This window comes from Streptacidiphilus sp. BW17, from assembly GCF_041262485.1.
In the GTDB taxonomy this organism is placed as follows: domain Bacteria; phylum Actinomycetota; class Actinomycetes; order Streptomycetales; family Streptomycetaceae; genus Streptacidiphilus.
Genome location: NZ_JBGCCR010000019.1, coordinates 105,275 through 124,859, shown reverse-complemented (window position 1 = coordinate 124,859; position 19,585 = coordinate 105,275). Strand labels below are relative to the sequence as shown.

The window sequence follows — 19,585 nt, the reverse complement described above, 5'->3', positions numbered from 1 at the left end:
CGACCATAACGGTGCTAACGACCGCCCGTCAGGGCGTGCAGCTGCTGCAGAAACCATTCCGTGGGCGGCAGTGCCGTGCCGGCCTCGGCCAGGCGCTTGCTGCGGGAGGCGCGTTCCTCCTCCGGCATCACCAGCGCCGCGGCGAGCGCGTCCGCCGTGGCGATGACGTCGTACGGGTTGACCGTGATCGCGTCCTCGCCCAGCTCCGCGAAGGCTCCGGCCTCGCGGGAGAGCACCAGCGCCACGCCCCGGTCCGAGACGACCGGGATCTCCTTGGCGACCAGGTTCATGCCGTCCCTGATCGGGTTGACCAACGCGACGTCCGCCAGCCGGTAGGCGGCCAGCGAACGCGGGAAGTCGTCGTTGACGTGCAGGATCACCGGCTGCCAACTCGGCGTGCCGAACTCGTCGTTGATCTCCTGCGCGGTCCGCAGCACCGCCGCCGTGTACTCGCGGTACTCCGGCAGGTCGTGGCGGGAGGGGTAGGCGAAGGCGATGTGGACGACCCGGTCGATCCACTCCGGCCGGGTGCGCAGCAGGTGCTGGTAGGCGAGCAGGCCGCGGACGATGTTCTTGCTCAGCTCGGTGCGGTCCACCCGGACGACGGTCCGACGGTCGCCGACCTGCTCGCGCAGCGTGGCCAAGCGGGCGTCCACGTCGGAGCGGTGGGCGCGCTCGCGGAGGAAGCCCGCGTCCGCGCCCAGCGGGTGCACGCCGAGGACGGTGGTCCGGCCCTCGTGGGTGACGGCCAGCAGCCCGTCGGAGTCCGCCGGGAGATCCGCCACCTCCGCGCCCAGCACCGCCTCGCAGCAGGCCGCGAAGGACCGCGCCCAACGCTCCGTCAGAAAGCCTGCCCGGTCCGCGCCCAGGATGCCGCGCAGCACGTCGGCGCCGACGTCGTCCGGCAGCAGCCGGTAGTAGTCCGGCGGAGCCCAGGGCGTGTGCGAGAAGTGGCCGATCCGCACGTCGGGACGGAGCTCGCGCAGCAGCCGCGGTGTCAGTGACAGGTGGTAGTCCTGGACCAGTACCGCCGCACCGGGCTCCGCGCAGGCCGCCAGCGCGTCAGCAAAGGCGCGGTTGTACGCCTCGTAGGAGGCCCACTCGCGGCGGAAGCTCGCGCCGAAGACGGGCTTGGTCGGCGTGTCGTAGAGGAGGTGGTGGACGAACCAGAGGGTCGAGTTGGCGATGCCGTTGTACGCCCGGGTGAAGGTGCCGGGGTCTATGTCCAGCATGTGCACGTCGGGGTCGGTCAGGCCCTGCCGGGCTGCCGCCCGGTCGCCCTCCGACAGCGCCGCGCAGACCCAGACGCTCTCCTGCTCGGTGCCGATCGCGGACAGGCCGGAGACCAGCCCGCCGCCGCCTCTGCGCGGGGTCAGCGTCCCGTCGTCCTCGACCGAGAACGAGACCGGGCCGCGGTTCGAGGCCAGGACGATCGGTGCGGTGCGTCGAGGGGCGGAGCCTGCGGAGCCATGTGCGGAGCCGGAACCGGGGGTAGTCGTTGGAGCCATGTCAGTCACCCTTGCCTAGGACGGGTGCGGGCAAACCTGCGGACCGGCCTGCCGCAGCGCGCTCGCGGTACTCCGGCACGCTCGCGACCGGGGGCCTTTCCACCAGCGTCACCTCGGTGCTGCTCGGCGTGAACCCGTTCGGCGTCCGGGTGAACTGGACCAGCTGCGGGGTGTCCGAGCCGGACGGCGCGACCAGCTCCTCCGGCGCCTTGAGCCGGTCCAGCGCCGTGCGGTAGATCGTCGCCGCCATCCGGCCGAGGGCCTGCGCGTCCTGGTGCCGGTGGTGCCGCACGCCGACGTCGACCTGGCCCAGCGCGTCCAGCCCGACCAGCTCCAACGCGTCGACGAGCAGGCCCAGTTCGACGCCGTAGCCGGTCGGGAAGGGGAGCTGCTCCAGCAGCGAGCGGCGTGCCGCGTACTCGCCGCCGAGCGGCTGGACGAAGCCGGCCAGCAGCGGCCAGTGCAGGTTGAGCAGCGGGCGGGCGACGAGCTCGGTGACCCGGCCGCCGCCCGCGGGTATGGAGCCGGCCTCGGTGTCGAAGGGCCGGTCGTACATCGCCTTGACCAGCGAGACCTCCGGATCGGTCAGCAGCGGGCCGATGATCCCGGAGACGAAGGTGGAGTCGAAGGCGCGCAGGTCCGAGTCGACGAAGCAGACGATGTCGCCCTCGGTGACCAGCAGCGACCGCCACAGCACCTCGCCCTTGCCCGGGCCCGCGGGCAGCCGGGGCAGGATGTCGTCGCGATGGATCACCCGCGCCCCCGCGGCCTCGGCCTCGTGCGCGGTCCGGTCGACCGAGCCGGAGTCGACCACGACCAGCTCGTCGACCAGCGGCACCGCCTCGACCAGGTCCCGGCGGATCGCGGTGACGATCTCGCCGACGGTCTCCTCCTCGTCGAGCGCGGGCAGCACCACGCTGACCGTCGCCCCGCTGTGCCGCTTGGCGGCCAGCAGGTCGGGCAGGGGCCGGTCGGCCGCGCTCCACGAACGGCGGCGCAGCCATTCCTCGACCTGGTCCAGCACGGGACTCCCTCTCCTCGACGCTCCTCGGGCACTCCTGAGGACACTCGTTACCGCAAGGCTCTCCCGAACTCTTCGCCGCCCGCTCCGGGCGCCGCGGTCGTCTCGCGTCTCGGACGGCACTGAGCGCTGGGTGGGCCTTCGGTTACAGTCTTGAGGACGAGGCGAGCCGACCGCACATTGGGGTCCGCCTCCGGACAAATGCGCCGCGCTCGGACGTGCGACGCCATAGCGCTCATCCAGAGGGACTGAGGGAACGGCCCGTTGAAGTCCCGGCAACCCCCCTGCCAGGTTGCCCGCAGCCCACGCGCGCTGCGGCCCCCCGGTCGGGAAGGTGCCAATTCCGTCCCGTGGCGAGACGCGCCCCGGGGAAGATGAGGAGAGAAGAGGTTCTCGCCATCATGGCCCTTTCCAGCAGTATCGCCGCCGACGCCTTCGGCCCCGCCGTCGCCCTTTCCTGTCGCGAGTGCGGCGCACGAACCCCCCTCGCCCCCGACTTCGCCTGCGCCGAGTGTTTCGGCCCGCTCGAGGTCGCCTACGAGCTTCCCGCCGGGGACCCGGAGGGCCTGCGCAAGCAGATCGAGAACGGCCCGAACAACATCTGGCGCTACGCCCCGCTGCTGCCGGTCTCCCCGGACGTCGCGGAGCGCCCGAGCCTGAACCCGGGCCTGACCAAGCTGGTCAAGGCGAACAACCTGGCCCGTGAGCTCGGCGTCACCGGCTCCCTGTACGTCAAGGACGACTCCGGCAACCCGACCCACTCCTTCAAGGACCGGGTCGTGGCCATCGCCGTCGAGGCCGCCCGCACCTTCGGCTTCACCACGCTCTCCTGCTCCTCCACCGGCAACCTGGCCGGCGCCGTGACGGCCGCCGCCGCCCGCACCGGTCTGCGTGCCTGTGTCTTCATCCCGCACGACCTGGAGGCGGGCAAGGTCGTCATGGCCGCGATCTACGGCGGCGACGTCGTCGGCATCAACGGCAACTACGACGATGTGAACCGCTTCTGCTCCGAGCTGATCGGCGACCCGATCGGCGAGGGCTGGGGCTTCGTCAACGTCAACCTGCGTCCGTACTACGGCGAGGGCTCCAAGACGCTGGCCTACGAGATCTGCGAGCAGCTCGGCTGGCGGATCCCGGACCAGCTGGTCATCCCGATCGCGTCCGGTTCGCAGCTGACGAAGATCGACAAGGGCCTCAAGGAGCTGATCGCCCTCGGCCTGGTCGAGGACAAGCCCTACAAGATCTTCGGCGCCCAGGCCGAGGGCTGCTCCCCGGTCTCCGCGGCCTTCAAGGCCGGGCACGACGTGGTCCGCCCGCAGAAGCCGGACACCATCGCCAAGTCGCTGGCCATCGGCAACCCGGCCGACGGCATCTACGTGCTCGACATCGTCCGCCGCACCGGTGGTGCGGTGGAGGACGTCAACGACGAGCAGGTGGTCGACGCGATCCGGCTGCTGGCCCGCACCGAGGGCATCTTCGCCGAGACGGCGGGTGGCGTCACCGTCGGCGTGCTGCGCAAGCTGATCGAGAACGGTCTGCTGGACCCGGCCGCCGAGACCGTCGTGCTCAACACCGGCGACGGCCTGAAGACCCTGGAGGCCGTGGCGGACGCCGCCCGCCCGACCGCCGTCATCCGCCCCACCCTTGACTCGTTCCGAGAGGCAGGCCTCGCATGAGCGTCACCGTCCGCATCCCCACCATCCTGCGCACCTACACCGACGGCAAGGCCGAGGTGACGGTCGAGGGCTCCACCCTGGCCGAGGTGATCAAGGATCTGGAGGCCAACCACACGGGCATCTCCGCCCGCCTCCTGGACGACAGCGGCAAGCTGCGCCGCTTCGTCAACGTCTACGTCAACGAGGACGACGTGCGCTTCGCCGAGGGCCTGGAGACGGCCACGCCGGACGGCGCGGGCGTCTCGATCATCCCCGCGGTCGCCGGCGGCTGCTGAGAGCCGACGGGATCCGACGGGATCGCCTCAGTCGTACCGACGAGTCGGAGCACCTCGCACCGGGGTGGCTCCGGCTCTGTCATTTCCAGCGGTTTAAGAGGAGTAGAGTGCTCCTGTACCGCGCTTGTCCCGTCCTGCGAGACGGTTGACCGATTCTTTATCGTCCGGCGATATGTCGGAAGCGCCCTGGTATGTCCGGCCCGAATTGCTCCCCTTTGCCGGACATTGCGCGTTATGTCTCTTAATGCGGTCCCAGAATTCTCGGTCGAATGCTCTGTCGCTCAGGGCATCGGAGTGGATACATTCAGCGTCGGTCGAGCCCGGCGCCTGCAGCCCGCAGCGTCTCGGACCCGGCCCGGTTCGCGGTGTGCGGACCGTGAAAGGGCCAGTAATAGGGGAGTTCGGAATGGCTCAGGGCACCGTCAAGTGGTTCAACGCGGAGAAGGGATACGGCTTCATCGCGGTCGACGGTGGTGCGGACGTGTTCGTCCACTACAGCGCGATCCAGATGGACGGGTACCGGTCGCTCGAAGAGGGCCAGCGGGTGGAGTTCGAGATCTCGCAGGGCCAGAAGGGCCCGCAGGCCGACATGGTCAAGGTTCTCGTCTGACCGCCACCTGCTGACATCGGCAGCGATCGCTGACTGATCAGGACCCGCAGAGCTCGTTCCAGACGAAACGATGCATCCACGCAGGTCTTCCGAAGGGCCCCTGTCCCGCCATGGGACAGGGGCCCTTCGACGTGTCCGCGGCCGTGTCCGCAGCCCCCCGGCTGCTTGCACTCGGAGGGGTCGAGTGCTAATCATTGGCGTTAGCACTCTGAGGTAGAGAGTGACAACGGGCCGGGTCGGTGAGGCCCCGGGCGAGGCGGGACGGAACCGCCGAAGGCCGGAGCCGTCCGTCGCGGGCGCAGGCGCGGTCCGAAGCAGCCAGTCTGTCCAGGAGGACCGCTTCCATGGCCAAGATCATTGCGTTCGACGAGGAGGCCCGTCGCGGCCTCGAGCGCGGTATGAACCAGCTCGCCGACGCCGTCAAGGTCACGCTCGGCCCCAAGGGCCGCAACGTCGTTCTGGAGAAGAAGTGGGGCGCTCCCACGATCACCAACGACGGTGTCTCGATCGCCAAGGAGATCGAGCTCGAGGACCCGTACGAGAAGATCGGCGCCGAGCTCGTCAAGGAGGTCGCCAAGAAGACCGACGACGTCGCGGGTGACGGCACCACCACCGCCACCGTGCTGGCCCAGGCTCTCGTCCGCGAGGGTCTGCGCAACGTCGCCGCCGGCGCCAACCCGATGGCTCTGAAGCGCGGCATCGAGAAGGCCGTCGAGGCCGTCTCCGCCCAGCTGCTCGAGCAGGCCAAGGACGTGGAGACCAAGGAGCAGATCGCCTCCACCGCCTCCATCTCCGCCGCCGACACCCAGATCGGCGAGCTGATCGCCGAGGCCATGGACAAGGTCGGCAAGGAAGGCGTCATCACCGTCGAGGAGTCCCAGACCTTCGGTCTGGAGCTCGAGCTCACTGAGGGTATGCGCTTCGACAAGGGCTTCATCTCGGCGTACTTCGCCACCGATCTGGAGCGCATGGAGACGGTCTTCGAGGACCCCTACATCCTCATCGCCAACTCCAAGATCGGTTCGATCAAGGACCTGCTCCCGCTCCTCGAGAAGGTCATGCAGTCCGGCAAGCCGCTGCTGATCATCGCCGAGGACGTCGAGGGCGAGGCGCTCTCCACCCTGGTCGTCAACAAGATCCGCGGCACCTTCAAGTCCGTCGCCGTCAAGGCCCCGGGCTTCGGTGACCGTCGCAAGGCCATGCTCGGCGACATCGCCATCCTCACCGGTGGCCAGGTCATCTCCGAGGAGGTCGGCCTCAAGCTGGAGTCCGCCGGTCTCGAGCTGCTCGGCCGCGCCCGCAAGGTCGTCGTCACCAAGGACGAGACCACCATCGTGGACGGCGCCGGCGAGAGCGACCAGGTCGCGGGCCGCGTGGCCCAGATCCGCGCCGAGATCGAGAACAGCGACTCGGACTACGACCGCGAGAAGCTGCAGGAGCGCCTGGCCAAGCTGGCCGGTGGCGTCGCCGTCATCAAGGCGGGCGCGGCCACCGAGGTCGAGCTCAAGGAGCGCAAGCACCGCATCGAGGACGCCGTCCGCAACGCCAAGGCCGCGGTCGAGGAGGGCATCGTCGCCGGTGGTGGCGTGGCCCTGCTCCAGGCCGGTGTCGCGTTCGACAAGCTCGAGCTGGACGGCGACGAGGCGACCGGTGCCAACATCGTGCGCGTCGCGCTCGAGGCCCCGATCAAGCAGATCGCGACCAACGCCGGCCTCGAGGGCGGTGTCGTGGTGGAGAAGGTGCGCAACCTCCCCGCCGGTCACGGCCTGAACGCCGCCACCAACGAGTACGTCGACCTGATCGCCGAGGGCATCATTGACCCGGCGAAGGTGACGCGCTCCGCGCTGCAGAACGCGGCGTCCATCGCCGCGCTCTTCCTCACCACCGAGGCCGTCATCGCCGACAAGCCGGAGAAGGCCGCGGCCCCGGCCGGCGGCGGCATGCCGGGCGGTGACATGGACTTCTGATCCTGACGGATCGGATGTTCTGAGCCCCACGGAAGGCGGCTCACCCCTCACGGGGGTGGGTCGCCTTCCGACTTTTTGCAGATGGGGACGTCTTTTGCAGATGGGGACGTTGCACTGTCCAGGGGTGCGGGGAACTACGCGAGAAACCACTGATATACGGATGGCCCTGTGAGGTCGGGGCTCTACCTGCACGGGTGGCTTGTCGCGCAGTTCCCCGCGCCCCTGGACAGTGCAACGTCCCGTCGCGAGGAAAGGAGACACTGGAGTGATGGAGAACGCCCTGGAAACCTCCCTGCACGCCGCGCGCAGCGCCCTGCTGCGGGATTTGAGCGCGCGGGACGTCGCCGACGCCGCAGTCGTCTCGCTGCTGGAGGATGCGATCGCGCAGCGGCGCTGGTGGGTGGAGCAGTGGCCGGACGGGGTGGACTACGTGTTGGGCCTGGTCGCCCAGGACGTTCAGGACAGGCTGCTGGAGGGGTGGGGGCGCTGGCCGCTCTGCCAGGTGTGCGCGGCCGAGGGGGATCCGCACGCGCTCTCCGTCGAGCCCGAGCTCGGTCCGGACCCGCACTGGGTCTGCGGCAAGGAGGGCGTGGTGGTCGCGCCGGTCGGAGAGCTCACCCCGTGATCCTGATCGACCCCCCGACCTGGCCCGGCCACGGGCGGCTCTGGTCGCACCTGGTCTCGGACCGGTCCTTCGACGAGCTGCACGCCTTTGCCCGGCGGCTCGGCGTGCCGGAGCGGGGCTTCGACGGGGACCACTACGACGTCCCCGAGCGCCTCTACGAGGCCGCGCTCGGCCTCGGCGCCGTGCCGGTGCGGAGCCGGGAGATCGTGGCCCGGCTGACCGGTGCGGGCCTGCGCCGCCCGAAGCGGCGCGCGCCGCGCGCCTGAGGTCAGCGCGTCAGCGAGCTCAGCGCATGAGCTTCTGGGCTGTCAGCCACTGGATCAGCTCCTCGATCTGGACCTCGCTCAGCGCACGTGCCGGGAAGGCGACGTCGCCGACGCTGCGGGTGCCCTCGAAGACCAGCCAGCCGCCCGTACGCCGGACCCGGCGCACCGCCGGCCAGCGGATCTGGTGCGAGACGAACTGGTTGCGCCAGCTCAGCCCGGCATCGGTGAAGCGCAGGGACATCTCGTTGCTGGTGGTGAGCGAGCGGAGCTTGTGGCCGACGATCTGGCCGTGCACCGAGAGCAGCATGACTGAGATCGCAAGAAGCGCCAGGTGCGACACGGACGCGGGGTGCGAGGCGAGGGCGATGACCAGCCCGGCGAGTCCGCAGAGCAGCCACAGGAGGTTGATCCACGCGCGGGTCCGCAGCCAGCGGCTGCGCAGCTCGCCGCGCGCATAGGCGAAGTCGGCCTCTATGTCCATGTGCCCCACCCGGATCGACTCAAGTGACGGGCGGCACCCTATCGCGCAGACGTGCAAGCTCGGTACGCATGTTCATGGCAGCCCGCTCCGCGTAGGCGGAGCGGGCGAGCTGGGTCCGGTAGAGCGAGGGCAGTGCCAGCAGCCGTTCCAGCACGTCCGCGCGGCCGTTGCGGAAGTCCTCGTCCGGCACGAACGCGTACTCCGCCCGCACCGCGGCCGCATAGCCCGCGTAGATCTGCGGCGGGGAGCCCAGCACCGCGAGGTCGGCGTCGCAGAGGACCTCGCCGTTGTGGTCGCCGGGGGCGGGGTCGTGGGCGGCGGTCAGCCGCACCAGGCGGGCGACCTCGGCGACGGCCTCGTCGGAGACACCCAGCTCGGGCAGGACGCGCTCGGCGAGGCGCGCGCTGCGCTCCTCGTTCTCGCTGCGGTCCGGGGCGTAGATCGCGTCGTGGAACCAGGCGGCCGCGCGGACCAGGTCGGCGTCCTCCGCGTGACCGGCGAGCCGGTCGATCACGGAGAGCGTCGCGGCCAGGTGGCGCACCGTGTGGTACCGGCGCTGCGGCTCCGACCAGCGGCGCAGCAGCTGTTCGCCGTACGGCTCCGCCTCGGGGGCGGCGAAGAGCGCGGTCCAGCGGGCCAGCAGGGCGTCGGCGAGCGCCTGGTCCGGGTGCGCGGCGCTCTGCTGCCCGCCCGGCGGTGTGCCCGGCTGCGCCGCCTGGCCCCGTGGTCCCGGTTGCGGACCGGAACGTCGGGCGGCGGGGTGGGGGTTGGCATGCGACGGCTCTGGCATACAGCCATTGTGGTCCCGACAGCCCCTGATCCGCTGGGGTGCGGCCAGATGAGGGATGCGTCGGGTGCCCGCGAGGATCTAGGGTGTATTGGACTAGACCTGTTGGGATGCTTGGCCGTGCCCGTACGGCGGTTGCACGGTGGTCGCACGGCCGTCCGCGACGGTCGCGCGTCGAGAGCGGAGCAGAGAGGCTGCACATGAGTGATCGGGCGATCTTCGAGGTCATCGCGACCACCGCGGAGGACGCCGTCGCGGCTGCCGCGGGGGGTGCGGACCGGCTGGAGCTGGCCTCGGACATGGCGGCTGACGGGCTGACGCCGGACATCGCGGAGTTCGCCCGTATCCGGGCGGCGGTGCACGTCCCGCTTCGCGTCATGCTCCGTGACGGCGCGGGCTTCCGTGTCCGCGACCTCGACGCGCTCTGCGCGCGGGCGCAGGCGCTGCGTGCGGAGGGCGCGGAGGAGTTCGTCCTCGGCTTCCTGACCGCGGAGGGCGCGGTCGACCTCGCCGCGGTGCGGACCGTGCTCGACGCGATCCCCGGCTGCCGCTGGACCTTCCACCGCGCGTTGGACAACGCGGTGTCCCGCGACGCGGTCCGCGCCGCGATCGACGGCCTCCCCGGCCTGGACACGGTCCTCACGGCGGGCTCCCCGGAGGGTGTGTCCTCCGGGCTGAACGTTCTCGGTGAGGAGATCACCCGCGCGGGCGAGCCCGGTTACGCGCCGAGGATCCTCGTCGGCGGCGGCCTCCGCAGCGAGCACGTCGGGCGCCTGCGCGCGCTCGGCATCGACGGGTTCCACGTCGGCGGCATGGTCCGCGTCGCGGGCTGGGACAGCCCGCTCGACACCGGCCGCGTCCAACAGTGGCGCCGCCTCCTGGACGCGGACGTCCTGGCGGCGTAACGGGGGGTGCACTACCCGGGGGGCGCCCCGCGCCCCTGGGAAGTGCACCCCCGTCTGCTCACCGGCTAGACCAGCGCCTCCGGCAACGGCCGGGCGTGGAGGACGTCCAGGCCGGAGACGGCGCGGGTGAGGCAGACGTACAGCCGCCGCAGGCCCGTGCGGAGGTCGGCCTCGCCGTCGACGATCGCGGCGGGTTCGTCGAGGACCACGTAGTCGTACTCCAGGCCCTTGGCCAGCGAAGCAGGCACCAGCGTGAGCCGCGCCGCCGCGGACGTCTCCGTGCCGGGCTCCAGGTACGGCAGGCCGGCCGCCGTCAGCGCCGCGCCCAGCGCCGGGATGCGTGCGTCCGCGGCGATCAGGCCGGTCGAGCCCTCGTTCTCCAGCGCGGTGAGGCACGCCGTCACCACGGCGTCGGTCAGTGCCGGGGGCGTCGCGGGGGCCAGGGCGGAGGCGGTGTCGAGTGCCTGCGTGTCCTCCGGTGCGGACGTACCGTCGATGTGACGGATCGTCAGTGCTCCCGCGTTCTCGCGGATCGAGGAGGCCGGCGCCAGGTCGGGGGCGATCGAGGGCAGCAGGCGCGACGCGTAGTCGATCACCTCGCCCGGGACGCGGAAGCCCATGGTGAGCTCCTCGACCCGGGAACCGGGCTTGCCCAGGTGATGCAGGGCGGTCGCCCAGGTGTCCGTGGACCAGGGCGTCGTGCCCTGGGCGATGTCGCCGAGGACCGTCGCCGAGCCCGTGGTGCAGCGGCGGCCGACCGCGCGGTACTGCATCGGGGAGAGGTCCTGCGCCTCGTCCAGCACGACGTGCCCGAGCGAGGAGGTCCGCTCCACCAGGTCGCGGGCCTCGTCGACCAGGACGGAGTCGGCGGCCGTCCACGGCGCGGTCTTCACGCTTCGGCCGGGCTTGTCCCAGACCACGGCCGCCTGTTCGTCCCCGGTCAGGACGCCGTCCGCGCACTGCGCCAGGAACTCCGCGTCGCCGAGCAGGCGCAGCACCAGCTTTGCCGGGTCCACCGGCGGCCAGAGGGCCTTCGCGGTCGCCTTGACGGCGGCGTTGCGGGCCACCGCGTCCTGCACCCGGTCGTCGGGGGCCTCGCCGCCGTTCTCCATCTTGACCAGGACGGCGTGCGCGATCCGTTGCGGAAGCGCTGCCTGGGCTGCGCCGTAACGGATGTCACGGTCCATCAGTTCGCGGACGATGTCCTCGAGTTCGTAGGAGGCGACGCGCCAGCGTCGGGAGCCGCGGGCCACCACGCAGCCCTCGGTCGGCATGGTGATGCCGGACCGCACCGCGCGCCGCAGCACCTCGGCCATCCGCGCGTCGCCCTTGAGACGCGCCGCCTCCGGCGTGTCCACGCCCCGGAGCGGGACGTGGGAGACCAGCTCCTCGACGGTCGCCTGGGCGACGTCCAACTCGCCCAGGGCGGGCAGGACCTGCTCGATGTACTGGAGGAAGGACCGGTTCGGGCCGATGACCAGGGTGCCGGTCCGGGCCAGCCGCTCGCGGTGGGCGTAGAGCAGGTAGGCGACACGGTGCAGGCCGACCGCCGTCTTTCCGGTGCCGGGCGCCCCCTGGACGCAAACGGTGCCGTGGACGTCGGCGCGGACGATCTCGTCCTGCTCCGGCTGGATGGTTGCGACGATGTCGCGCATCGGACCGACGCGCGGGCGCTCGATCTCCGCCGCGAGCAGCGCGCTGGGGCCGGTCGTCTCCTTCGGGTCGCTGAGGTGCTCGTCCTCGTAGGCGGTCAACTCGCCGCCGGTGTAGCCGAAGCGGCGGCGCAGCGCGACGTCGTGCGGGTCCTTCTTGCTGGCTCGGTAGAAGGCCTGGGAGACGGGCGCGCGCCAGTCGATGACCATCGGGTCGCCGTCGGCGTCGTGCACGTGGCGGCGGCCGATGTAGAACTGTTCGCTCTCACTGCCTTCGGCGAGGTTCGCGCCCGGAGCGTGCAGGAAGTTGAGACGGCCGAAGAAGAGCGGGGTGTCCGCGAGGTCGGCCAGGGCCTTGATCCGGTCGTCGATCTCGCGCGCCAGGATAGCGGCGTTGACCCAGTTCCCGGTGACGTCGCTGATGTCGAGCGCCTCGACGTCCTCGCGCATGGCCCGCAGCGCGGACCGGGAGTAGGCGAGGTGGGCGCGTTCGCGGTCGAGCGGGTTGCCCGAATCGACGGCGGCGGGGTCGGTGGAAACAGGGGAGTCGGGGCTGTGCGCAGGCACGAAGAAGCCTTCCCGGCTGCGGGACACCGGGGGTGGCCGGCGCGCAGCGGTCTCAAAAAGTCTGCGATGGGAGATTTGAGAGCCGCCCGGTTACCGTCCGGGCGGCGCCTCCCCAGGTTCGCGACTTGGGAGGCGGCAGACCGGAAACCATATACCCGACGAAGGGTGGCGGGCGAATCATTTTCCGGCGTGAGCGACATCCGTGAGCGAGATCGGCGAGCGAGGTCAGAGATCACCGGAGATCGGCCGAGATCAGCGGAGTCGACGGAGATTCAGCCGAGATTCAGCCGAGATCAGGGGTAACCCTGACGAACGGACGAGTCCGCGTACGTCCTGCGGAGGAGCTCTGGGGACGATCCGTTTCGCTCCGTGGGCTGACGACTTCGAGGGGACGAAAACCTAGCGTGGAGACATGGCTACCGCACACGTCGACTCCCGTCCCCGCGTCCGTCCCGACCGTCCCGTCGTTGCCCGTGGTGCCACCAAGGCGGAGCGCAAGCCGCGCAACCCGATCGCGGCCTGCGCCCGCGGTGTCGGCATCGTCGCCACCACGGCCATCTCCATCGTCCTGCTGGGCCGTGACGGCATCCCGGACGACTCCTCCTGAAGACCGCCCGACCGACCAGCGACCAGAGCTACAGCACGTCGTCCGCGTCCACGATCCGGTAGGAGTAGCCCTGTTCGGCCAGGAACCGCTGCCGGTGCGCGGCGAAGTCCTGGTCGATGGTGTCCCGGGCCACGACCGAGTAGAAGTGCGCCATGTGCCCGTCCGCCTTGGGACGCAGCACGCGGCCGAGCCGCTGGGCCTCCTCCTGGCGGGAGCCGAAGGTTCCGGAGACCTGGATCGCCACCGTCGCCTCGGGCAGGTCGATGGAGAAGTTGGCGACCTTGGACACCACCAGCACACTGATCTCGCCCTCACGGAAGGCGTCGAACAGCTTCTCGCGCTGTGCGTTCGTCGTCTCGCCCTTGATCACCGGCGCGTCCAGCGCCTCGCCCAGCTCGTCCAGCTGGTCGATGTACTGGCCGATGACCAGCGTCGGCTTTCCTCGGTGCTTCTCGACGAGCGCCTGGGTGACCCGCCGCTTGGTCGCCGTAGTGGCACAGAACCGGTAGCGCTCCTCCGGCTCCGCCGTCGCGTAGGAGAGCCGCTCCGAGTCGGTGAGGGTGACCCGCACCTCGCAGCAGTCCGCGGGGGCGATGTAGCCCTGCGCCTCGATCTCCTTCCACGGAGCGTCGAAGCGCTTGGGGCCGATGAGTGAGAAGACGTCGCCCTCGCGCCCGTCCTCCCGCACCAGCGTCGCGGTGAGGCCGATCCGGCGGCGGGCCTGCAGGTCCGCGGTGAACTTGAAGACGGGTGCGGGCAGCAGGTGCACCTCGTCGTAGATGATCAGGCCCCAGTCCCGCGAGTCGAACAGCTCCAGATGCGGGTAGACGCCCTTCCGTTTGGTCGTCATCACCTGGTAGGTGGCGATGGTGACCGGCCGGATCTCCTTGCGGGCGCCGCTGTACTCGCCGATCTCGTCCTCGGTGAGGGTGGTCCGCTTGACCAGCTCGTGCTTCCACTGGCGGGCCGAGACGGTGTTGGTGACCAGGATCAGCGTGGTCGCCTTGGCCTTGGCCATCGCCGCCGCGCCCACCAGCGTCTTGCCCGCGCCACAGGGCAGCACGACGACGCCGGAGCCGCCGTGCCAGAAACCGTCGGCGGCCTGCTCCTGGTAGGGACGCAGCTTCCAGCCGTCCTGGGCGAGCTCGATCGGGTGCGCCTCGCCGTCCACGTAGCCGGCGAAGTCCTCGGCGGGCCAGCCGAGCTTGAGCAGCACCTGCTTGATCTGGCCGCGCTCGGAGGGGTGCACGGCCACCGTGTCGGGGTCCAGGCGCTGGCCGACCAGCGGGGCGACCTTCTTGGACCGCAGCACCTCTTCGAGCACCGGACGGTCGGTCGTGGTCAGCACCAGACCGTGCACGGGGTGCTTGCTCAGCTGGAGGCGTCCGTAGCGGTCCATGGTGTCCGCGATGTCGACCAGCAGCGCGTGCGGCACCGGGTAGCGCGAGAAGCGGACCAGGGCGTCCACGACCTGCTCGGCGTCGTGCCCGGCAGCGCGCGCGTTCCACAGGCCCAGCGGGGTCACCCGATAGGTGTGCACGTGCTCGGGCGCGCGCTCCAGCTCCGCGAACGGCGCGATCGCACGGCGGCACTCGTCCGCGGCGTCGTGACCGGTCTCCAGCAGGAGCGTCTTGTCGGACTGGACGATGAGGGGACCTGAGCCGTCGTTCACGTACGTCTCTCCTCCGGTACCGGACGGTGGGCAAACCCCAAGTGTCCCGCATCGCGGCCCGGAGCGGAAAGCGACGTGACTGCGGTTACAGCGCCACAGCTCGTCGACGGCGGTGAGGTCGATGTCGTTCGGGCCCTGTGCACCGCGGTCCTACGCCTGCTCCGACTCCAACTCCGCGACGCCGGTGATGCGGTGGAGGCGGAAGGTGTGCATCTCCTCGTCGGCCTGGTCGAAGGCGGTGACGATGCCGCCCTCGACGCGGACCGGTTCGATGACGCGTTGGCTGGCCGCGCCGTCCGCGTTGACGTAGCCGATCCACACCGGGTCGCCGGTCAGGACGGCCGTCTGGAGGGTCGCCAGCGTCTCCGCGGCGGGTGTGCGCGGGAGCGGGCCGCCGGGAGTCACGGCGCGGTGCGGGACGGTGGCGGCGCGGTCGCCCGCGCGGATGGCCTTGAGGGCGACCGAGACCAGTGCCGGGGTGACCGGCGGCGGGCCGTCCGGGACCGGGGCCGGGGGAGTGCGCGGTGGTGTTCGCCGGGCGTCGGGACGGGTGATCAGGACGTCGCCCTCGGCGGACTCGGCCGCCGGGGCGTAGCCCATGGCGCGCAGCTGGGTCAGCACCGCAGCCGGATCCGCCTGGGCGGCCAGGACGGTCGGGGCCAGGCGGCGCAGCCGCAGCTGCGCTGCGCGGCGGTCGGCCAGCAGTTCGGCCAGCAGCGCGTCGTCGTCGCAGCGCAGATACGCCGACGCGGCGCCGACCCGGAGGCGGCCGTGGCGGCGGGCGACGTCGTCGACCAGGTAGCTGAGCGGCTGCGGCACCGGCGTGCTGGAGTGCTCGGCGAGGAAGGTGTGCAGCTCGGCCGCGCTGCGGCCCGCGTCGAGGGCGCGGCGCACCGACTCGGGCGTGAAGCGGTAGACGGTCGCGCCGCCCTTGGACTCGACGTCGGCTGCGACGGCCAGCGTCTGCGCCAGCGGCGTCTTGAGCGGGCCGGGCGCGATCGCGGTGAGGTCGGGCTGGAGGATCACCCGATCGAGTGGCTCCGGCAGCAGCACGTCCAGTCCCCGCTCGACCGCTGCCTCGGCACCGTCCAGCAGCGGAACGGCGAAGCGCGCCAGCGCGCCGCGTCCGGTCAGGCCGAGGAGTTCTGCCTCGTCGACCGTCCAGGCGACCAGGCGGTCGCGCAGCTCGCCGCCGCGCAGCGGGTGCTGCCAGCGCAGACGGTCCGTCAGGGCGGCCACGTCGCCGGCACCGCCCGGAGGCAGCGTCGCGAGCAGGATCAGCGTGTCGCGGCGGACCTCGGGGGCCAACGCCCGGTCGAGGCCGCCGCCGAGGGCGGGCAGCACCTTGTCCTTCGCGTCGCGGCTGCCGACGAGCGCGGCGATGCGGGTGGCGGTCAGCCAGGTGCGGGCCAGCAGCAGCCAGCGTTCCGCGACCGGACGGCGCAGCCACTCGTCGTAGGCGGGGGTCGGCGCCCAGCGCTCGTCCGCCTCGCCGTCCGGGGCCAGCAGGCCCGCGCCGTAGGCGAGTTCCAGCCAGAAGGCGGTCAGCTGCTCGGGCAGGTCCAACTGCTGCGCGGTACGCCGAAGTTCGCGGACGCCGAGCCCGCCCGCGCGCAGCACCGGCGGGGGGTCGGTGCTCCACAGGTCCAGCGCCTCCTCGACCGTGCGGACGGCCGTGAACGCCTGGGCGGCAGCGGCCCGGTCCGCCTGGTCCGAGTCGAGGCTGCGGGCGACCGTCACCTCGGGTGCGGTCGGCTCCAGTTGACGGTGCACCAGCCCGCCGCGCAGATGCAGGGCCACCTCGCGGGGCAGCACCACCGCGTCGCGTCCGGCGGGCAGCAGGAAGCCGCGTGCCTGCAGCCACTCCACCGGCGTGCGTGCGTCGGCGGCACGCACCGTACGCGGCGGCGTGGCACCGAAGGGGGGACCCCACACGAGCTTGTTGAGCACGCCGCGCGCGCCCTCCGGTGCCTGCGCGAGCAGCGCGTCCGCCCGCGTGTGGTCCCGGAAGAGGGCACTCAGCGAGGCGAGCGCGCTCACCTGGTCGTGGGTGCTCGGCAGTCCGGCGTCGGCGAGGATCTCCTGCAGGCGCCCGGGCGAGAGGCCGGCACCTGCCTCCGCGAAGGTCGGCCCGAGCCCGGTCGGACCGGTCTGTCCGGCCGCGGGCGCGAGCACGTCGCGGGCCGTGCGGATGAGCCGCAGGCGGTCGTCCGTGCCCCAGAGCAGGGCCGCTTCGCGCAGCGTCGCCAGCGCGGGCGCGAGGGCGGCGGCAGTCGCCGGTTCGTCGGCGACGCCGAGCAGGGCGCTGAGTTCGGCGGGCGCACAGGGGTCGCTCGCGACGGCGAGCGCCTCGGCCACCTGGAGCGTGAAGAGGTCCAGCCGCTCCAGCGCGCGGACCACGCTGGCCCGGGTGGAGCTGCGGGTCGCCAACTGGGTGACGTCGGCGGGCACGGGGTGGACCAGGTCGGGCCGGGAGCGCAGCAGCGCGGCGAGCGCGTCGTCGTCCCGGCCGCGCAGGTCCTCCGCGAGGGTCCGCGGCGCGGAGCTCGCGCCGTCGGCGGCGGTGGTGTCGGCGGCGGATCGAGCGGCGGCCCTGGATCCGTCGGTACTCCCGGTGCTCATCCGACCCAGGCTACCCGCTCGGTCTCCACCCGGTCCGGGTCCGGCGGCGTCCGGGGCGTCCGGCGGTGCCCCGGCGGCGTCCCGTCAAGGTCAGCGTGCGCGTGGTGACGCAGATGAGCTGGGGAGTACCGGTGAGGATCCACGGGTACGGGTGTGACAACCGCACCTGGCACGGAGGGCCTGTCCTAAGCTGACCGCCGAGCAGACCGGCAGGCCGACGGGCTGCGGGGAGGGCAGGGGCAGCATGGGGATCGAGAGCGAGCAGCTCGTCTACGACTATCTGAGCCGGGTCGGTGACCTGGCCCAGTCCGCTGCGCTGACCGCAGCGGACCGCGCCCGGTTGGTCAACTCCCTGCGCCAGACCATCGACACGCAGAAGGCGGCGTCGTCGTCGGGCTCGACCCGCGCGGAGGTGAACTCGGTCCGCAAGATCCTCTCCGGTCTGGGCGCTCCCGACGAGGTGGTCCGCCGTGCGGCCGGCGGCTCCCTCCCGGAGCCCGGCGCGTCTGGCGGACGCCGCCGTGGGCTACCGGGGTTGTCGGGACTGTCGGGCTCCTCCGGGTCGTCGGTTCCGGCCGGTCCCTCCGTTCCGGCGGGCCCGTCCGTCCCGGTCCAGGCCGCTCCGCCGGTTTCGGAGCGCGTGGCCCGACCAGCGGGAGGCGCGGACGCCGGTGCTGATGCGTTCGGTGACGCGCAGGGCGACTCCGTCTACGCCGCGGACGAGTGGTGGCGCGGGGCCTCGGCCAGGCGTGGTGGGGCACGCGCGATCGACAGCCCGCCCGGCTGGGCGGGCGGCCTCCTTGAGGAGTTCTTCCGCGACCAGCACTCGGACGTGATGGACCCGGTCACCGGCCTCCCCAAGGTCCAGCCCGCGGAGACGGAGGACGCGGCCGAGGACGAGGAGGCAGAGGCCACACCCGACGCAGCGCCCGAGAAGCGCGCGTGGCTGCGCCGCGTCCTCTCCGGCCCGCAGGCGCCCGCCGGTTCAAGCGAGGTAGTTCCGCGAGTTCCGCTGCCGTTCGTGGAGTCGCTGGCCACGCTGGTGCTGGTCGCCGCGACGGTCACCGGGCTGTGGTACCTGGCGCTGCTGGGCTGGCTCTTCGCCTACGCCGGCCGCCGGTTCGGCCACCGGACGGGGAGGGTCGCTGCGCTCTGGATCCCGGGCATCTGCGCGGCCGCCTGCGGCTTCTGGCTCTACTCCCGCACGGGCTCGACGGGCCACGCGGCGCTGACCTCGGCCCAGGTCACCGCGGCGAGCCACGCCGCGTTCGCGACGTGGCTCCGGGGTGGGGCGGCATTGTCGGCGGCGTTCCTGGGGTGGCGGATCTACCGACGGTGAGTCACTTTGCGGCAGGGCCCACGCCCCAGCTAGTGCAACTTCCCCGCCGCATCACGCCCGCATTACGCCCGCGTCGCCACCGTGTACCGGAGCTCGCTCTCGCGCCGGAGCTCGCCGCCTTCGCGGAGCGCTTCCAGCTCCGCCAGCGCAGCGGCCTTCGCTGCGGGCAGGCGGTCGGCCGGGATGCGGGAGAGCCAGGCCCTGCGGCCCGTGCTCCAGAGTGAACGCCACCACGCGTCCCCACTCGCCAGCACCTCCGACGTCGTCTCGGTGACCGTCCGGACCTCGGTGAAGCCGCACGACTCGAAGAGCTTCCCGATCGACTCGACGGAGTCGAACGCCGGATGGCCGCCGCGCGCGCCCTGGCGTGGGGACGAGGGTGGCAGCGGCTCGTCGAGGAAGGACAGCGCGGCGTCCAGCGGGCGGGACCAGCGCGGGTCGGTCGTGCCGAAGCTGCTGGTCGCGAACCGGCCGCCCGGCGTGAGGATGTGGTGCGCTGCGCTCAGCGCGGCCTCCGGGTCGGGGGTGATGAAGAGCATCAGCCCTGCCAGGACCGCCTCGAAGGAGGCCGCCGGGTAGCCGGGATCCTCCGCGTCGCCCACCCGGACGACGACGTTGCGCAGGGCGCGCGAGGCGATCTCCGCTCCGGTCGCCTGCACCATTCCGGGGGAGAGGTCGAGCCCGGCCGCGTAGCCGTCGGGACCGACGGCCTGCGCTGCGGCGAAGAGGACCGCGCCCCGGCCGCAGCCGAGGTCCAGCACCCGGTCGCCCGGTCGCAGGCCCGCGTGCTGGACCAGTCGGGCGGCGGTGGCCCGGAAGAACTCGCCGTTGACTTCGTCGTAGGTGTCCGCGACCAGGTCGAAGCCCTCCGCGATGAAGGCTTTCCTGGCCGCCGCGACACGCGTCTTCTCCTGCTCTGGGGTCGTCGGCATCGTCGGCATAGGAGCCATGGTGTTCCGGAGTGAGGTGCATCACAAGACATCTGCGCGACACCTTCGGTAACCA

General features: G+C 71.8%; 17 protein-coding genes and 1 riboswitch. Of the genes, 9 read left to right on the top strand and 8 right to left on the bottom strand.

The window, feature by feature from the left end; all coding sequences use genetic code 11:
- Window positions 1–14 precede the first annotated feature (14 nt).
- Together ABH940_RS23075 and ABH940_RS23070 are read right to left on the bottom strand one after the other, a co-directional pair.
- A complete protein-coding gene (locus tag ABH940_RS23075; protein ID WP_370061787.1) occupies window positions 15–1,508 on the bottom strand; it encodes a trehalose-6-phosphate synthase in 1,494 nt (497 codons plus the stop codon).
- A 1-nt stretch (window position 1,509) separates the two neighbouring features.
- A complete protein-coding gene (locus ABH940_RS23070) occupies window positions 1,510–2,532 on the bottom strand; it encodes a glucosyl-3-phosphoglycerate synthase (RefSeq protein ID WP_370061785.1) in 1,023 nt (340 codons plus the stop codon).
- A gap of 229 nt (window positions 2,533–2,761) precedes the next feature.
- A riboswitch (SAM riboswitch) is annotated at window positions 2,762–2,910 on the top strand.
- A gap of 20 nt (window positions 2,911–2,930) precedes the next feature.
- Between ABH940_RS23070 and thrC the strand changes: the two genes are divergently transcribed.
- The 6 genes from thrC to ABH940_RS23040 all read left to right on the top strand — a co-directional run bounded on the left by thrC (window position 2,931) and on the right by ABH940_RS23040 (window position 7,948).
- The gene (thrC, locus tag ABH940_RS23065; protein WP_370061783.1) at window positions 2,931–4,205 is read left to right on the top strand and encodes a threonine synthase; all 1,275 of its coding nucleotides are present in this window, start codon (window positions 2,931–2,933) and stop codon (window positions 4,203–4,205) included.
- Window positions 4,202–4,480, top strand: coding sequence for a MoaD/ThiS family protein (locus ABH940_RS23060; RefSeq protein ID WP_370061781.1), 279 nt, complete (start codon window positions 4,202–4,204; stop codon window positions 4,478–4,480). Before thrC ends, ABH940_RS23060 begins: the two co-directional genes overlap by 4 nt.
- A gap of 406 nt (window positions 4,481–4,886) precedes the next feature.
- Complete coding sequence (locus ABH940_RS23055) at window positions 4,887–5,090, top strand: cold-shock protein (protein ID WP_370061779.1); 204 nt, start codon at window positions 4,887–4,889, stop codon at window positions 5,088–5,090.
- A gap of 344 nt (window positions 5,091–5,434) precedes the next feature.
- Entirely contained in the window at window positions 5,435–7,057 is a 1,623-nt protein-coding gene (gene groL / locus ABH940_RS23050) for a chaperonin GroEL (protein ID WP_370061777.1), read from the top strand.
- Window positions 7,058–7,325: 268 nt separating this feature from the next.
- Window positions 7,326–7,682 (top strand): hypothetical protein, encoded by a 357-nt coding sequence (locus ABH940_RS23045; protein WP_370061909.1) that lies wholly within the window; start codon window positions 7,326–7,328, stop codon window positions 7,680–7,682.
- Entirely contained in the window at window positions 7,679–7,948 is a 270-nt protein-coding gene (locus ABH940_RS23040) for a DUF4031 domain-containing protein (RefSeq protein ID WP_370061775.1), read from the top strand. The genes ABH940_RS23045 and ABH940_RS23040 overlap by 4 nt, the downstream gene beginning before the upstream one ends.
- 19 nt (window positions 7,949–7,967) lie before the next feature.
- Here ABH940_RS23040 and ABH940_RS23035 read toward each other — a convergent pair whose 3' ends face one another.
- On the bottom strand, window positions 7,968–8,429 hold the full coding sequence (locus tag ABH940_RS23035; protein WP_370061773.1) for a YcxB family protein: 462 nt from the start codon (window positions 8,427–8,429) through the stop codon (window positions 7,968–7,970).
- A gap of 19 nt (window positions 8,430–8,448) precedes the next feature.
- Window positions 8,449–9,219, bottom strand: a complete 771-nt coding sequence (locus tag ABH940_RS23030; protein WP_370106080.1) for a hypothetical protein — start codon at window positions 9,217–9,219, stop codon at window positions 8,449–8,451.
- A gap of 197 nt (window positions 9,220–9,416) precedes the next feature.
- Between ABH940_RS23030 and ABH940_RS23025 the strand changes: the two genes are divergently transcribed.
- Window positions 9,417–10,121 carry a copper homeostasis protein CutC gene (locus ABH940_RS23025; RefSeq protein WP_370061769.1) on the top strand — a complete coding sequence of 235 codons (705 nt, stop codon included), beginning with the start codon at window positions 9,417–9,419 and terminating at the stop codon, window positions 10,119–10,121.
- Between the two features lie 65 nt (window positions 10,122–10,186).
- Here the strand turns inward: ABH940_RS23025 and ABH940_RS23020 are convergent, their stop codons facing one another.
- The gene (locus tag ABH940_RS23020) at window positions 10,187–12,340 is read right to left on the bottom strand and encodes an AAA family ATPase (protein ID WP_370061767.1); all 2,154 of its coding nucleotides are present in this window, start codon (window positions 12,338–12,340) and stop codon (window positions 10,187–10,189) included.
- Between the two features lie 412 nt (window positions 12,341–12,752).
- Between ABH940_RS23020 and ABH940_RS23015 the strand changes: the two genes are divergently transcribed.
- Window positions 12,753–12,947 (top strand): hypothetical protein, encoded by a 195-nt coding sequence (locus tag ABH940_RS23015; protein WP_370061765.1) that lies wholly within the window; start codon window positions 12,753–12,755, stop codon window positions 12,945–12,947.
- A gap of 28 nt (window positions 12,948–12,975) precedes the next feature.
- Here ABH940_RS23015 and ABH940_RS23010 read toward each other — a convergent pair whose 3' ends face one another.
- Both ABH940_RS23010 and ABH940_RS23005 read right to left on the bottom strand, forming a co-directional pair.
- Window positions 12,976–14,619 (bottom strand): DNA repair helicase XPB, encoded by a 1,644-nt coding sequence (locus ABH940_RS23010; RefSeq protein ID WP_370061763.1) that lies wholly within the window; start codon window positions 14,617–14,619, stop codon window positions 12,976–12,978.
- Window positions 14,620–14,769: 150 nt separating this feature from the next.
- Window positions 14,770–17,241 carry a helicase-associated domain-containing protein gene (locus ABH940_RS23005; RefSeq protein WP_370061761.1) on the bottom strand — a complete coding sequence of 824 codons (2,472 nt, stop codon included), beginning with the start codon at window positions 17,239–17,241 and terminating at the stop codon, window positions 14,770–14,772.
- A gap of 244 nt (window positions 17,242–17,485) precedes the next feature.
- Here ABH940_RS23005 and ABH940_RS23000 point away from each other — a divergent pair, with 244 nt between their 5' ends.
- Entirely contained in the window at window positions 17,486–18,580 is a 1,095-nt protein-coding gene (locus tag ABH940_RS23000) for a hypothetical protein (protein ID WP_370061759.1), read from the top strand.
- A 62-nt stretch (window positions 18,581–18,642) separates the two neighbouring features.
- Here the strand turns inward: ABH940_RS23000 and ABH940_RS22995 are convergent, their stop codons facing one another.
- Window positions 18,643–19,512, bottom strand: coding sequence for a class I SAM-dependent methyltransferase (locus tag ABH940_RS22995; protein ID WP_370106079.1), 870 nt, complete (start codon window positions 19,510–19,512; stop codon window positions 18,643–18,645).
- Between the last annotated feature and the right edge of the window lie 73 nt (window positions 19,513–19,585).